This is a genomic window from Mesorhizobium sp. M0815 (assembly GCF_040319995.1).
Lineage (GTDB): Bacteria > Pseudomonadota > Alphaproteobacteria > Rhizobiales > Rhizobiaceae > Mesorhizobium.
In genome coordinates this window covers 113,297-126,769 of the sequence record NZ_JAMYOU010000001.1, presented here as the reverse complement: position 1 = coordinate 126,769, position 13,473 = coordinate 113,297, and the positions used below count along the sequence as shown (strand labels likewise).

General features: G+C 61.4%; 15 protein-coding genes. 13 read left to right on the top strand and 2 right to left on the bottom strand.

Going from position 1 to position 13,473, the window contains the following annotated elements; genetic code table 11:
• The first annotated feature begins 83 nt into the window (after positions 1-83).
• Positions 84-2,894 (top strand): DNA gyrase subunit A, encoded by a 2,811-nt coding sequence (gene gyrA / locus NKI01_RS00610; protein ID WP_023717792.1) that lies wholly within the window; start codon positions 84-86, stop codon positions 2,892-2,894.
• A gap of 56 nt (positions 2,895-2,950) precedes the next feature.
• Here the strand turns inward: gyrA and NKI01_RS00605 are convergent, their stop codons facing one another.
• On the bottom strand, positions 2,951-3,103 hold the full coding sequence (locus NKI01_RS00605; RefSeq protein ID WP_023717791.1) for a hypothetical protein: 153 nt from the start codon (positions 3,101-3,103) through the stop codon (positions 2,951-2,953).
• A 196-nt stretch (positions 3,104-3,299) separates the two neighbouring features.
• Here NKI01_RS00605 and coaD point away from each other — a divergent pair, with 196 nt between their 5' ends.
• The 8 genes from coaD (at position 3,300) to NKI01_RS00565 (ending at position 9,501) form a co-directional block, all read left to right on the top strand.
• Positions 3,300-3,800: a pantetheine-phosphate adenylyltransferase gene (gene coaD, locus NKI01_RS00600; RefSeq protein ID WP_023717790.1), complete on the top strand. Its 501-nt coding sequence runs from the start codon at positions 3,300-3,302 to the stop codon at positions 3,798-3,800.
• Between the two features lie 75 nt (positions 3,801-3,875).
• Complete coding sequence (locus NKI01_RS00595; protein ID WP_502895845.1) at positions 3,876-4,466, top strand: peptidylprolyl isomerase; 591 nt, start codon at positions 3,876-3,878, stop codon at positions 4,464-4,466.
• A 27-nt stretch (positions 4,467-4,493) separates the two neighbouring features.
• Positions 4,494-5,006 (top strand): peptidylprolyl isomerase, encoded by a 513-nt coding sequence (locus NKI01_RS00590; RefSeq protein ID WP_023717788.1) that lies wholly within the window; start codon positions 4,494-4,496, stop codon positions 5,004-5,006.
• Positions 5,003-5,404 carry a hypothetical protein gene (locus tag NKI01_RS00585; protein WP_352855364.1) on the top strand — a complete coding sequence of 134 codons (402 nt, stop codon included), beginning with the start codon at positions 5,003-5,005 and terminating at the stop codon, positions 5,402-5,404. Before NKI01_RS00590 ends, NKI01_RS00585 begins: the two co-directional genes overlap by 4 nt.
• Before the next feature lie 12 nt (positions 5,405-5,416).
• On the top strand, positions 5,417-6,502 hold the full coding sequence (queA, locus tag NKI01_RS00580) for a tRNA preQ1(34) S-adenosylmethionine ribosyltransferase-isomerase QueA (protein WP_023717786.1): 1,086 nt from the start codon (positions 5,417-5,419) through the stop codon (positions 6,500-6,502).
• Complete coding sequence (locus NKI01_RS00575; protein WP_023717785.1) at positions 6,492-6,761, top strand: hypothetical protein; 270 nt, start codon at positions 6,492-6,494, stop codon at positions 6,759-6,761. Before queA ends, NKI01_RS00575 begins: the two co-directional genes overlap by 11 nt.
• 8 nt (positions 6,762-6,769) lie before the next feature.
• A complete protein-coding gene (gene tgt, locus NKI01_RS00570; protein ID WP_352482259.1) occupies positions 6,770-7,900 on the top strand; it encodes a tRNA guanosine(34) transglycosylase Tgt in 1,131 nt (376 codons plus the stop codon).
• Positions 7,901-8,121: 221 nt separating this feature from the next.
• Positions 8,122-9,501, top strand: a complete 1,380-nt coding sequence (locus NKI01_RS00565; protein ID WP_352494583.1) for a glycosyltransferase family protein — start codon at positions 8,122-8,124, stop codon at positions 9,499-9,501.
• 26 nt (positions 9,502-9,527) lie between these two features.
• Here the strand turns inward: NKI01_RS00565 and NKI01_RS00560 are convergent, their stop codons facing one another.
• Positions 9,528-9,947 carry a DUF4864 domain-containing protein gene (locus NKI01_RS00560; protein WP_023717782.1) on the bottom strand — a complete coding sequence of 140 codons (420 nt, stop codon included), beginning with the start codon at positions 9,945-9,947 and terminating at the stop codon, positions 9,528-9,530.
• A gap of 242 nt (positions 9,948-10,189) precedes the next feature.
• Between NKI01_RS00560 and NKI01_RS00555 the strand changes: the two genes are divergently transcribed.
• The 4 genes from NKI01_RS00555 to NKI01_RS00540 all read left to right on the top strand — a co-directional run bounded on the left by NKI01_RS00555 (position 10,190) and on the right by NKI01_RS00540 (position 13,428).
• Entirely contained in the window at positions 10,190-10,426 is a 237-nt protein-coding gene (locus NKI01_RS00555; protein ID WP_023674883.1) for an Lrp/AsnC ligand binding domain-containing protein, read from the top strand.
• Positions 10,427-10,598: 172 nt separating this feature from the next.
• The gene (locus NKI01_RS00550; protein ID WP_023717781.1) at positions 10,599-12,011 is read left to right on the top strand and encodes a circularly permuted type 2 ATP-grasp protein; all 1,413 of its coding nucleotides are present in this window, start codon (positions 10,599-10,601) and stop codon (positions 12,009-12,011) included.
• 52 nt (positions 12,012-12,063) lie between these two features.
• Positions 12,064-12,423, top strand: coding sequence for a four helix bundle protein (locus tag NKI01_RS00545; RefSeq protein ID WP_352482308.1), 360 nt, complete (start codon positions 12,064-12,066; stop codon positions 12,421-12,423).
• A gap of 63 nt (positions 12,424-12,486) precedes the next feature.
• The gene (locus NKI01_RS00540; RefSeq protein ID WP_023717779.1) at positions 12,487-13,428 is read left to right on the top strand and encodes an alpha-E domain-containing protein; all 942 of its coding nucleotides are present in this window, start codon (positions 12,487-12,489) and stop codon (positions 13,426-13,428) included.
• The last annotated feature ends 45 nt before the right edge of the window (positions 13,429-13,473 follow it).

Here is a 13,473-nt window from a genome sequence, read left to right as displayed (position 1 = left end):
TGGAAAACTGCCGCGATTATTGGAGTTTCGGGCCGGCTTCCTATATAAGCACCAAGTGATTCCTGATTAGATTGTGATCCGATTTGACCGACCAAAAGACACCGCGCGGCGCCGACGGCGGCCCCACCGGCATCGAGCCGATATCCATCATCGAGGAGATGCAGCGCTCCTATCTCGATTACGCCATGAGCGTAATCGTCAGCCGTGCGCTGCCGGACGTGCGCGACGGCCTCAAGCCGGTGCATCGCCGCATCCTCTACGCCGCCTATGAGAGCGGCTATCACTGGAACCGCAAATATGTGAAATCGGCACGCCCGGTCGCCGACGTGATGGGTAAATACCATCCGCATGGCGACGCCTCGATCTATGACGCTTTGGTGCGCATGGCGCAGGATTGGTCGCTGCGCGTTCCGCTGATCGACGGGCAGGGCAATTTCGGCTCGATCGACGGCGATCCGCCGGCGGCGATGCGCTACACGGAATCGCGGCTGACCAAGGTCGCGCATGAGTTGCTGGAAGACATCGACAAGGACACCGTCGATTTCCAGGACACTTACGATGCGTCGGGCAGCGAACCGAAAGTCCTGCCGGCGCGCTTCCCGAACCTGTTGGTCAACGGCTCCGGCGGTATCGCCGTCGGCATGGCCACCAACATCCCGCCGCACAATCTGGGCGAGGTCTGCAACGGCGCCATTGCCCTCATCGACAATCCGGCGATCGACCTGCCGGCGCTGATGGAGATCATTCCTGGACCGGATTTCCCGACCGGCGGCATCGTGCTTGGCCGCTCCGGCATCTACAGCGCCTATTCGACAGGCCGCGGTTCCATCGTCATGCGCGGCCGCGTCAACGTCGAGCCACGCGGCAACGACCGTGAATCGATTGTCATCACCGAGGTTCCCTACCAGGTGAACAAGGCGTCGATGATCGAGAAGATGGCCGAGCTGGTGCGCGATAAGCGCATCGAGGGCATTTCCGACATTCGCGACGAGAGCGACCGCCAGGGTTACCGCGTCGTTATCGAACTGAAGCGCGACGCCGTCGCCGATGTCATCCTCAACCAGCTTTACCGCTTCACCCCGCTGCAGACGTCCTTCGGCGCCAATATGGTGGCGCTGAACGGCGGCAAGCCGGAATTGCTGACGCTGACCGACATGCTGAAGGCGTTCGTCGCCTTCCGTGAGGAGGTGATCAGCCGGCGCACGAAATTCCTGCTGCGCAAGGCGCGCGACCGCGCCCATGTGCTGGTCGGCCTTGCCATTGCTGTTGCCAACATCGATGAAGTCATCAAGCTGATCCGCACGGCGCCGGACCCGCAGACGGCGCGCGAGCAGTTGATGGAGCGGCGCTGGCCTTCGGGCGACGTGGAATCGCTGATTCTGTTGATCGACGATCCGCGCCATCGCATCAACGAGGACGGAACCTACAATCTCTCCGAGGAGCAGGCCCGCGCCATCCTCGAACTGCGCCTGCAGCGCCTGACCGCGCTCGGCCGCGACGAGATCGCGGACGAGCTGAATACGATCGGCGACGAGATCAAGGATTACCTGGACATCCTGTCGTCCCGCGCCCGCATCCAGCAGATCGTCAAGGACGAACTCATCGCCGTGCGCGACGAGTTCGGCACACCGCGCCGCACCGAGCTCGCCGAGGGCGGGGCCGACATGGAAGACGAGGACCTCATCCAGCGCGAGGACATGGTCGTCACCGTCAGCCATTCCGGCTACATCAAGCGCGTGCCGCTGTCGCTCTACCGGGCGCAGCGCCGCGGCGGCAAGGGCCGCTCCGGCATGTCGACCAAGGACGAGGATTTCGTCACCCGGCTGTTCGTCGCCAACACGCACACGCCGGTGCTGTTCTTCTCCTCACGCGGTATCGTCTACAAGGAAAAGGTCTGGCGCCTCCCGATCGGCAACCCGCAATCGCGCGGTAAGGCGCTGATCAACATGCTGCCGCTCGAACAGGGCGAGCGCATCACCACCATCATGCCGCTGCCGGAGGATGAGACGAGCTGGGGCGAGCTCGACGTGATGTTCGCCACCACGCGCGGCACGGTGCGTCGCAACAAGCTTTCGGACTTCGTCCAGGTCAACCGCAACGGCAAGATCGCCATGAAGCTGGACGAGGAAGGCGACGAGATCCTCGGCGTCGAAACCTGCACCGACAATGACGACGTGCTTTTGACGGCAAGTTCCGGCCAGTGCATTCGCTTTTCGGTCAGCGACGTACGCGTCTTCCAGAGCCGCAATTCGGTCGGTGTACGCGGCATAGCCATGGCCGATGGCGACCGGGTGATCTCGATGGCGGTGATCGAGCATGTCGATGCGCCGCCGGCCGAGCGGGCCGCCTACCTCAAGCGGGTGGTGGCTGAACGCCGGCTTGTCGTCGACATTGCCGCCGGTGAGGAGGAAGAAATCCAGCTTACCAATGAGGAGGTCGGCGAAGAGGCGGAGCTTTCCGACGAGCGCTACGAATTCCTCAAGGCACATGAGCAGTTCGTGCTGACGGTTACGGAATATGGCTACGGCAAGCGTTCGTCGTCCTACGATTTCCGTCTGACCGGCCGTGGCGGCAAGGGTATCCGCGCCACCGACGTGTCGAAAACGGCCGAAATCGGCCGCCTGGTGGCGACTTTCCCGGTCGGCAATGACGATCAGATCATGCTGGTTTCGGATGGCGGCACCGTCATCCGCGTCCCGGTCAACGGCATTCGTTTTGCCAGCCGCGCCACCAAGGGCGTTACGATCTTTAATACCGCAGAGGGCGAGAAGGTCGTTTCGGTGGAGCGGATTTCAGAGCCGCAAGCCGACGAAGAGATCGAAGAGAGTGTCGATGCTGAAGGTGGCGCTGCTACCGATGCCGAAGGTGGGGAGCCTGACACTACCGTCGAGTGAGTTTGCCGCGACGGCGCCAGCCCTATGGGCCGGCGTTCTCAAGAAACCCCAGCAATCTAGAAGTGGCGATAAGGCTTGCGGATGCCGAAGCCTTCGAACCGTTTGGTATTGGCCTTGGCGCGGACTCGCTGTGCTTCCTGATGCAACCCGAATACGGTAGCGATCAGCATGGCGACGGTCATTGCGGTGGCGAGCATGTAGATCAGCATGTGCGTGTTCTCCTGCGCCTAACAACGGTTAGATGGGTGTTTGGTTTCATCTTTCGAAGCTGCAACTTAGTGAACACTGCGTGAAGCCGTTGTGAGCGGCACATTCATCTGTCGTTCACGTCGGCCAAAAGGTTCATGGGGCGGGCCTGCCGATCGGATTTGCCTTTAGGGGAGAGGCTCGCTAGAAGCACCTGCCATGACCGAACGCATCGCCCTTTATGCCGGCTCTTTCGACCCGCTGACCAACGGCCATCTCGACGTGCTGAAGGCGTCGCTGGCCGTGGCGGACACCATCTATGCGGCGATCGGCATCCATCCCGGCAAGAAGCCATTGTTTTCCTTCGAGGAACGGGTCGATCTGATCGAAACGGCAACGAAGGCGGAATTCGGCAGCGACGGTGCGCGCATCAAAGTGGTCGCCTTCGACGGTCTGGTCATCGACGCGGCCAGGAAGCATGGCGCCTCGATCATGATCCGCGGCCTGCGCGACGGCACCGATCTCGACTACGAGATGCAGATGGCCGGCATGAACGAAACAATGGCGCCGGAGCTGCAGACGGTCTTCCTGCCCGCCAGCCCCTCGGTGCGCACCATTACCGCCACACTTGTGCGCCAGATAGCTTCGATGGGAGGCGACATCCGCCACTTCGTGCCGGCGGCCGTGGCCGGCGCGCTCACCGCCAAATTCGCGAAATAAATGCATGTCGCCCAAAAGTGGAGCCCGGTTTTGGGTAACGACATGCATGAACGAAGATATTCGGAGAAAGATCCCATGCAGCTGAAAAAGCTTGCCTTCTTGCTTGTCATGCTTGCCGGTCTTGTGACCGCATCGGTGTCGGCGTTTGCCGCCGATCCCGAAAACACCATGATCGTAACGCTGAAGGACGGCGACGTGACCATCGCGCTGAGGCCCGACCTTGCGCCGAAGCACGTCGCGCAGATCAAAAAGCTGGTGCGCCAGGGCGCCTACGACAACGTCGCCTTCCACCGCGTCATCGACGGCTTCATGGCGCAGACCGGCGACGTCAAGTTCGGCAATATGAAGAGCGGCTTCAATGCCGACGCCGTCGGCACCGGCGGTTCCGATCTTCCCGACCTGCCGGCCGAATTCTCCAGCACCGAGCACTACCAGCGCGGCGTGGTCGGCATGGCCCGCTCCGACGATCCGAATTCCGCCAATTCGCAATTCTTCATCATGTTCGCGCCGGCACCGCCGCTCGACGGCCAGTACACCATCGTCGGCAATGTCGTCAGCGGCATGGAGCTGGTGGACCACATCAAGAAAGGCGAAGCGGCGCAGAACGGGACGGTGACCGACCCCGATCGCATGATCAAGGTGCGTATCGCCGCTGACGGCAAGTAAACCCAAGTTTCAAAAGGATATTCTGACATGGCCGAGATCAAGGACCGCGAGAACGCGCTTATCATGGACACGACCAAGGGCAAGGTCGTCATTGAATTGTTCCCAGACCTGGCGCCCGGCCATGTCGGCCGCATCAAGGAGCTGGCGCGCGAAGGCGCCTATGACGGCGTAGTCTTCCACCGCGTCATCGACGGCTTCATGGCGCAGACCGGTGACGTGAAATTCGGCAATTCCAATAAGCCGTCTTTCGCGCCGACCCGCGCCGGTACGGGCGGTTCCGACAAGCCCGACTTGAAGGCCGAGTTCTCCAACGCCAACCACGGCCGCGGCACCTGCTCGATGGCGCGCTCGCAGAACCCGAACTCGGCCAATTCGCAGTTCTTCATCTGCTTCGACGATGCCGCCTTCCTCAACCGCCAGTACACGGTGTGGGGCCAGGTCATCGAAGGCATGGACAATGTCGACAAGATCAAGCGCGGCGAACCGGTGCAGGATCCCGACAAGATCGTGTCGCTCAAGGTCGCGGCCGACGTGAAATGACCAGCCGGGCTGTCGCGGCCATCGCATTTGTGCTCGTCGCGGCGGCCACTCCGGCGGTGGCGACGGAATCGATCGTTTGCAGCGCCGACGGCGGCGCGGCATCGATCGACGTGTTGATGGGACACACAGCCGTCATTGCAGTGGCGCGCGTGTGGCTGGTGGATGCCGGCGGCAAGACATGGACCACGGACGGCCAGCCGGGTTCAACGAAAGTCATCGTCGGACAGGCATTCGAGGACGACGAGCGTATGCTGATCGATCTCACTGATGAGGGCCTCAGCTCGATCGTCGCCAGATTGCGGCTGGTCAAGGCCAGCGAGCAGTCCAGTTTCGCGATGGGCGGCACATTGAGCATAGACGGTGTCGGCGCCTGGGCGGTGACCTGCCCGGAACCTTGAGGCGGGGATTTCTTGCGCGTCGACCTTTTTGACTTCGATCTGCCGGAGGAGCGCATCGCGCTTCGCCCAGCCGAGCCGCGCGACAGTGCCAGAATGCTGGTGGTCAGGCCGGGCGCGGGGCTCGAGGACATGACCGTGCGCGACCTGCCGTCCCTGCTCAAGGCTGGTGATGTGCTGGTTTTCAACGACACCAAGGTCATTCCTGCGCAGCTGAAAGGCATCAGGCGGCGCGGCGAGGCAGCGGCGCAGGTCGAAGCCACGCTGCACATGCGGACGGCGCCCGACCGGTGGCTCGCCTTCATGCGGCCGGGCAAGCGCGTCGCCGCCGGCGATCGCATCCATTTCGGTCATGATGCCAATTCCTGCTTTCTCGGCCAGCTCGACGCGACCGTGATCGAGAAGGGTGAAGGTGGCGAGGTGCTGCTCGGCTTCGACCTGTCGGGTCCGTTCCTCGATGAGGCTCTGCACGCCGTCGGCCACATCCCGCTGCCGCCCTACATCGCCTCCAAGCGTGACGACGACGAGCGCGACCGCAGCGATTACCAGACCATCTATGCCAGGGAGGAGGGCGCCGTGGCCGCGCCGACGGCGGGGCTGCATTTCACGCCGGAGCTGTTTGCCGCGCTCGACGCCAATGGCATCGAGCGCCGTTTCGTCACGCTGCATGTCGGCGCCGGCACGTTTTTGCCGGTGAAGGCGGACGACACCGCCGACCACAAGATGCACGCCGAAACCGGTTCGGTCAGCCCGGAAACCGCCGAGGCGCTGAATGCGGCGAGAGCAAAAGGAGGGCGCATTATCGCTGTCGGCACGACATCGCTGCGTTTGTTGGAGAGCGCGGCTGGCAAGGACGGCAGGCTGGCCGCATGGTCAGGCCCGACCGACATCTTCATCACGCCCGGCTATCGCTTCAAGACCGCCGACATGCTGATGACCAATTTCCATCTGCCGCGTTCGACGCTGTTCATGCTGGTTTCGGCCTTCTGCGGTTTGCAGACGATGCACGCGGCCTATGCGCATGCCATTGAGAACCGCTACAGGTTCTATTCCTATGGAGACGCAAGTCTTCTGTTCAGGGAGGATAACGATGGACGATGACCTGGAAACTTTCGGCCGCGAAGCCTTGCTCGCCGAGGTCAGGAAACTGCGCGCCGGCATCCGCCAACACCGCGACGCCACCGGCCATGATCTGTGCTGGCATCACCCCGACCTCTGGTCGCTTTTACCCGAAAAGACCGAGCCGGCGATTGCCGTGCCGCCCTGGCCGAAATTCATGCGCGGCTGCATCCGCTACCGGCAGTCGCTCGACCGACAGGCTCCGGACGCGCCGGTGTTCGACAAGGAGTTCGATGGCTAGGGAATTCAATGACTAACGCATTCGCCTTCAAGGTGCTGGCGACCGAAGGCAGAGCCCGGCGCGGCTCAATCACCATGCCGCGCGGGGAAATCCGCACGCCCGCTTTCATGCCGGTCGGCACCGGCGGCACGGTGAAAGCCATGTATATGGATCAGGTGCGCGGTGTCGGCTCGGACATCATCCTTGGCAATACCTACCACCTGATGCTGAGACCCGGCGCCGAGCGCGTGGCTCGGCTCGGCGGCCTGCATGAATTCGCCCGCTGGCCCTATCCGATCCTCACCGACAGCGGCGGCTTCCAGGTGATGTCGCTGTCGAAGCTGAGGAAACTGACCGAGAACGGCGTGACCTTTCGTTCGCATATCGACGGCGGCGCCTACGAGATGTCGCCGGAGCGTTCCATCGAGATCCAGGGGCTGCTCGATTCAGACATCCAGATGCAACTCGACGAGTGCACGGCGCTGCCGGCCAAGGAAAAAGAGATCGAGCGTGCCATGGAGTTGTCGTTGCGCTGGGCCGAGCGCTGCAAGACGGCGTTCGGCGAGCAGCCCGGCAAGGCGATGTTCGGCATTGTGCAAGGCGGCGATATACCGGACCTGCGGCTGCGCTCGGCGCAGGCGCTGAAGGCGATGGAGCTGAAGGGCTACGCGGTCGGCGGGTTGGCCGTCGGCGAGCCGCAAGCGGTGATGCTGGAGATGCTCGACATCACTTGCCCGGAGTTGCCGGCTGACCGGCCGCGGTACCTGATGGGTGTCGGTACGCCGGACGACATCTTGAAGTCGGTGGCGCGCGGCATCGACATGTTCGACTGCGTGATGCCGACGCGGGCAGGGCGGCATGGCCTTGCCTATACACGGCGCGGCAAGGTCAATCTGCGCAACGCCCGCCATGCCGACGATCCGCGCCCGCTCGATGAGGAAAGCGACTGCCCGGCCGCACGCGACTATTCGCGCGCCTATCTGCACCACCTGGTGCGCTCGCAAGAGGCGCTCGGGGCGATGCTCCTGACCTGGAACAATCTGTCCTACTACCAGCAGCTGATGCGCGACGTTCGCGAAGCGATCGGGGCTGGCAGGTTCGCCGGACAAGCTGAGATCATCACGCAGCAATGGGCAAACGGTGACCTCCCCGTCCGGTAGGCGTGCTCGCCAGGAATCCGGCTCCAGGGAGGAGTCGCACCTGCCATGAACTGTTTTGAAACGTCTGCCTAATAAGCATTGCCGGACGACATCGGGCGAGGATCAAGAACCTGTTCGTTTCGGGGCAAGTTTCAGTTCCTGGCACGACGGTGCGGACGAATGGCAGCGCCGAGCCTTCGCCTTCGCCCTCCGTGGCGGTCCAGCAATGGACGGCGGGGTCGTTGCTTGCCGTTCTGGTCATCGCCGTGACCGGCTTGGTTTTGCGCTTGCTTGGCGCGCGCGGCGACCTTTGGCTGGACGAGATCTGGAGCTTTGCGCTGATTGAGCCGCTGACCTCGATCGACCAGATATTCTGGCGCGTCAATCACGACAACAATCATTTCCTCAACTCGGTCTATCTCTATCTCATCGGCCCCGACGCTTCGCCTTTGATCCAGCGAGGCCTGTCGATAGCACTAGGTGTTGCCACGACAGTTGCGGCGGCAGCGACCGCCGCACCGCACGGACGACGGGCGATGATTGCCACAAGCCTGTTGTTTGCCGTGAGCTATCCGATGGTGCACTACGGCTCGGAGGCGCGTGGCTATGCCGGCCTTGTGCTCTTCACGCTGCTTTCGGTGGTTTTTCTGGAGCGCCGGCTCGACAACAAACGGTTGTCTGGCACGGCCTTGGCAGCGGCGATCCTTTTCGGGTTCCTATGCCATCTCACCATGATCGGAATGGTGGCAGTCCTCGCAATCTGGACCGCGTGGCTCGCCTGGCAGCGTACGGCGAGGGTCAGCCGTGTCGTTGCGGATCTGGCGTCGATCTTCCTGCCGGCCTTGCTTGCCGTGCTGCCGCTGGCTGCCTGCGTGTTTATCGGCGGCAGGCTGTTCGGCTTCAGTGTCGGTGGTGTTTCGCCGTTCTCGATTGCCGCCTTCGCGCAGGGCTATGGCGGAATGATCCGCTCTCTGTTCGGGCTGCCCCCCTGGTTCGGCGACTGGCCGTATATCGTTGCCGCCTGCGGTCTTGTTGGCCTCTCCGCTGGTGTCTGGTGCGATCGCCGGGCCAGCCTCTATGTCATCGGGATTATCGGACTGCCTTTGCTCATGGCGGCGACACATCTGCCCAATCTCGAGTTTCCGCGCTATTTCATCATCAGCGGAACATTGCTGCTGCTCTGGGCCGGCGAGATGATCGGTCGCGGCTTGGCTGCTCGCGGGACTGCCAGGCTATTTGCGGTGGGAGCACTGGCGATCGTGGTGAGTGGAAGCATTTCGTCGCTGCTCCAATTCTATCAGTACGGACGCGGCTCGTACGCTGCTATGGTCGATGAAATGACCAGGAACGGCGCTGCCGCCTATGCGAGCAACAGTGATTTCCGCACCGCCATGGTCGTCGATTATTTTGCGGCGCGGACGGATCGTCGGGCTTGGCTGGTTCCGGAAAACAGGATGTGCGCCGACCGGCCGGCTTGGCTGATCCTCGAGGGGGATGTGGACAAGCAAGCCGAACATGTTGAACCGACGGCCGCATGCGCTTTGGCGTATGAACGGGCCGACGCGTCGAGACACTGGGGGTTTTCAGGCCTGAGCTGGACGCTCTACCGGCGACAGGATTGAGACAACTTTGCCCTCCTCAAGCACCCTCAGGTGCTGAGCGACGTGGACGCGCGCAGGCTGCAGCCGGTGATCCGAAAGCTGCCGTCAGGCTGTAGTTCGAGCGTGTAGACCGCCTCATAGTCCTTGCCATCCGGGCCGACGATCAGCACCTGCTGGATGATCGAGGTCGGGCTCGTCTCGCGAACCTTGCCGAAGGAGTAGGTCTGCGGTTGGCGCACCGGCGGGTAGCCGTTGGTCACCATGTTCATGAAGGTATCGACAGTTGGAAAGATGCGTTTCACATTTGGTGCGGCAAAGCTGTAGGCCGTCGCTCCGTCGTTGGCGATGAAGGCCTTCAATTGACCATCGATGACCGTTTGCGCCGCCTTGACTTCGGCGTCGCCAGCAAAGGCCTGGGATGCGAAAATGAATGGAACGACTGCGAATGCGAAAAACGCGCGGCGCATGGCCTGTCTCCGTTGTCCCTGAGAAATCGCTGTCCGAGGTACATGATACTATACGCTTTGCAGTGCTCGAGGGTTTCAGCCGAGCGCAAACATTCGGCGCCGCGAGCTGTGTCCAGACCGAGAAAGCATTGTCGAGGCTAGAACAGCCTGAGCGATGGCCGATGCTTGAAAGCCGGGCGGCAGTCTGCCACAAGGGCCGCTCGATTTTACCTAGAGCGTGCGATGTTGGGCAGGACCAGGCAATGAAAGCATTTTTCGTGCAGATAAAGTGCGATCTGGGCAAGGCCTATGACGTTGCCAGCGCCCTGGCCGATGCCGAGATCGCTTCCGAAATCTACTCGACAGCCGGAAACTACGACCTGCTCGCCAAATTCTATGTCGACGACGAGGAAGACATCGGCCACTTCGTCAACGAGAAAGTGCAGATTCTTCCCGGCATCAAAGACACGTTCACGGTCGTCACCTTTCGCGCGTTTTGATCCGCATCCGGCATCTGCCCGGACACGAAGCAAAGCCTGACTACGGCCCTATCGGCACTGCCTTAATTTTAGGCAAGAGCGATATACTGATCGCCGGCGCCCACCAAATCACCGATTGCGCTTGATTTTCTCCAGCGAGGCCAGTGAAATGGCGCCACAGGGGAGTATGCGATTGGCAGCGTTCGATGAAATGCTTCCGGAAGTTTCCGGGCTGAGAAAACCGTATTCGGCTTACGATCGCTGGCTGAAGGAACAGGACCCGGCCAGGCTTAACGAGAAGATGCAGGACGCCGAACGCGTCTTTCGCAAGACCGGCATCACATTCGCCGTTTACGGCGAGCAGGAAGCATCGGAGCGGCTGATACCCTTCGACATCGTTCCGCGCATCATTTCCGGCAACGAATGGCGACGGCTGACGCAAGGCATCGAGCAGCGCGTCCAGGCGCTGAACGCCTTTCTCGACGACATCTACCATCGTCAGGAAATCTTGCGTGCCGGCCGCGTGCCGAAGGAGTTGATCGCCAAGAACGAGGCGTTCCTGCCCGAAATGATCGGGGTGCGGCCGCCGGCCGGCGTCTATACCCATATCATCGGCGTCGACATCGTACGCATCAGCGAGAACGAGTTCTACGTGCTGGAGGACAATGCGCGCACGCCGTCCGGCGTCTCCTACATGCTGGAGAACCGCGAGACGATGATGCAGCTCTTTCCCGAGTTGTTCCAGCAGATCAAGGTGCGGCCGGTGGAGAATTATCCGCAGCTCTTGCGCCAGTCGCTGGCCGCAGTGCGGCCGCAAAGCACCAAGGGCGCGCCGACCATTGCCGTGCTGACGCCGGGCAGCTTCAACTCGGCCTATTTCGAACATGCTTTCCTTGCCGACCAGATGGGGGTGCAACTCGTCGAAGGGCAGGATCTGCGCGTCGTCGATGGCCATGTCGCGATGCGCACGACCGAGGGCTACAAGCAGATCGACGTGCTCTACCGGCGCGTCGACGACTCGTTCCTCGATCCGCTGACCTTCCGCCCGGACTCAGCCCTTGGCGTGCCGGGCATTATGGACGTCTACCGCGCCGGCAATATCACGATCGCCAATGCGCCCGGAACCGGCATTGCCGACGACAAGGCGATCTATTCCTACATGCCCGAAATCGTCGAATTCTACACCGGCCGCAAGGCGATGCTCGGCAACATCCCGACTTGGCGCTGCTCGGAACCGGACAGCCTGAAATATGTGCTGGAGCACATCGACGAACTGGTGATCAAGGAGGTCCACGGGTCCGGCGGTTACGGCATGCTGGTAGGACCTGCGGCGACCAAGAAGGAATGCGAGGATTTTTCCAAAAAGCTCGCGGCAAAACCGTCGAACTACATTGCCCAGCCGACGCTGGCGCTGTCGACCTGTCCGATCCTGACGGACAAGGGGCTGGCGCCGCGCCATGTCGATCTGCGCCCCTATGTGCTGGTGTCCGACCGTATCCAGATCGTGCCCGGTGGACTGACGCGAGTAGCGCTCAAGGAAGGCTCGCTGGTCGTCAATTCCTCGCAAGGCGGCGGCACGAAGGATACTTGGGTGTTGGATGATTAGAGCGAATAGCGAATAGTGAGTAGCGAATAGGGAAGAGGGCACCAACACGACTATTAACTCTTACAGGGACTTGATTGTTTGGAAGGCGGCCGTTGAATTGGCTGTAGATTGCTATTCGGCAACGAAAGCCTTTCCGAGCAGCGAAGTTTACGGGATGACGTCTCAGATACGGCGATCATCTGTATCGATTGCGGCAAATGTCGCCGAAGGGCACGGGCGAGAAAACACGGGATCGTTCGTTCAATATCTTCGCATAGCGCAAGGTTCTCTCAAAGAGTTGGAAACGCACCTAATCTTGTCTGGAAGGGTAGCGCTGATGGTTGAGCAGGACGTATTGCGTTTGCTTGGCCAGGCCGATGAGATCGGGAGAATGCTGCGTTCGATGATCAGGAGTCTGCAACAGAAATCATGAAGCCGATTTTCCCCTATTCGCTATTCGCTATTCGCTACTCACTCAGCATCGAGGCACGTTGACATGCTTCTCGGCCGCACCGCCAACGGGCTCTATTGGATGAACCGCTATATCGAGCGGGCGGAGAACATGGCGCGGTTGGTGGATGCCGGCCTGCGCATGGCGCTCACTCGCACGCAGAATGCTTCGGAGGAGTGGAATTCGGTGCTGCTCAGCGCCGGCTCGGACGCCAGCTTCACGCAGAAATATTCGGACTACACCGCCGCCAATGTCGCCGACTACCTGCTGCGCGATACGTCGAACCCGTCGAGCACGATGTCGTCTATCGAAACGGCCCGTAACAATGCCCGCATGGTGCGCACAGCATTGACGCGTGAAACCTGGGAAAGCATCAACGAAGCCTGGATGTCGCTGAAACGGATGTTGGCCAAGCCGATCGACGAGCGCGACCTGCCCAGCGCGCTCGACGCAATCAAGCGCGAGACGGCGCTGATCCGCGGCTCGTTCTACGGCACCATGCTGCGCAACGAGATCTTCGATTTCTCGCAGCTCGGCACCTATGTCGAACGCGCCGACAACACCGCGCGCATCCTGGACGTGAAGTACTATGTTCTGTTGCCGTCGATCTCCTGGGTCGGCTCGACGCTCGACAACTACCAGTGGGAATCGATCCTGCGCTCGGTGTCGGCGCACCGCTCCTACCGCTGGGTCTATGACGCCGACTACAAGCCGAGCAACATCGCCGACTATCTGATCCTCAATGTCCGCATGCCGCGCTCGCTGACCTTTTGCTACCGCTTCCTGACGGAGCATCTCAAATTCCTGGGTGACGACTATGGTGAGCGCCACGCCTGTCATGCGACGGCCGCCAAGACCCATTCCATGCTGACGGCCGGCTCGATCAAGGATATTTTCGACGCCGGCCTGCACGAATTCCTGGCCAATTTCATCCGCGACAACACCAGGCTCGGCGATGAGATCGCGCAGGATTACAGGTTCTATTGAGCATGATCCCAAAAAACGAAGACCGGTTTTCGGTAAAGCTCATGC

Coding starts and splice junctions, on each gene's coding strand:
- NKI01_RS00555 (WP_023674883.1), top strand. CDS start 10,190: ATGAAAGCATTTTTCGTGCAGATAAAGTGCGATCTGGGCAAGGCCTAT.
- NKI01_RS00540 (WP_023717779.1), top strand. CDS start 12,487: ATGCTTCTCGGCCGCACCGCCAACGGGCTCTATTGGATGAACCGCTAT.
- tgt (WP_352482259.1), top strand. CDS start 6,770: ATGACTAACGCATTCGCCTTCAAGGTGCTGGCGACCGAAGGCAGAGCC.
- NKI01_RS00605 (WP_023717791.1), bottom strand. CDS start 3,103: ATGCTGATCTACATGCTCGCCACCGCAATGACCGTCGCCATGCTGATC.
- NKI01_RS00575 (WP_023717785.1), top strand. CDS start 6,492: ATGGACGATGACCTGGAAACTTTCGGCCGCGAAGCCTTGCTCGCCGAG.
- NKI01_RS00590 (WP_023717788.1), top strand. CDS start 4,494: ATGGCCGAGATCAAGGACCGCGAGAACGCGCTTATCATGGACACGACC.
- NKI01_RS00560 (WP_023717782.1), bottom strand. CDS start 9,947: ATGCGCCGCGCGTTTTTCGCATTCGCAGTCGTTCCATTCATTTTCGCA.
- NKI01_RS00585 (WP_352855364.1), top strand. CDS start 5,003: ATGACCAGCCGGGCTGTCGCGGCCATCGCATTTGTGCTCGTCGCGGCG.
- NKI01_RS00595 (WP_502895845.1), top strand. CDS start 3,876: ATGCAGCTGAAAAAGCTTGCCTTCTTGCTTGTCATGCTTGCCGGTCTT.
- coaD (WP_023717790.1), top strand. CDS start 3,300: ATGACCGAACGCATCGCCCTTTATGCCGGCTCTTTCGACCCGCTGACC.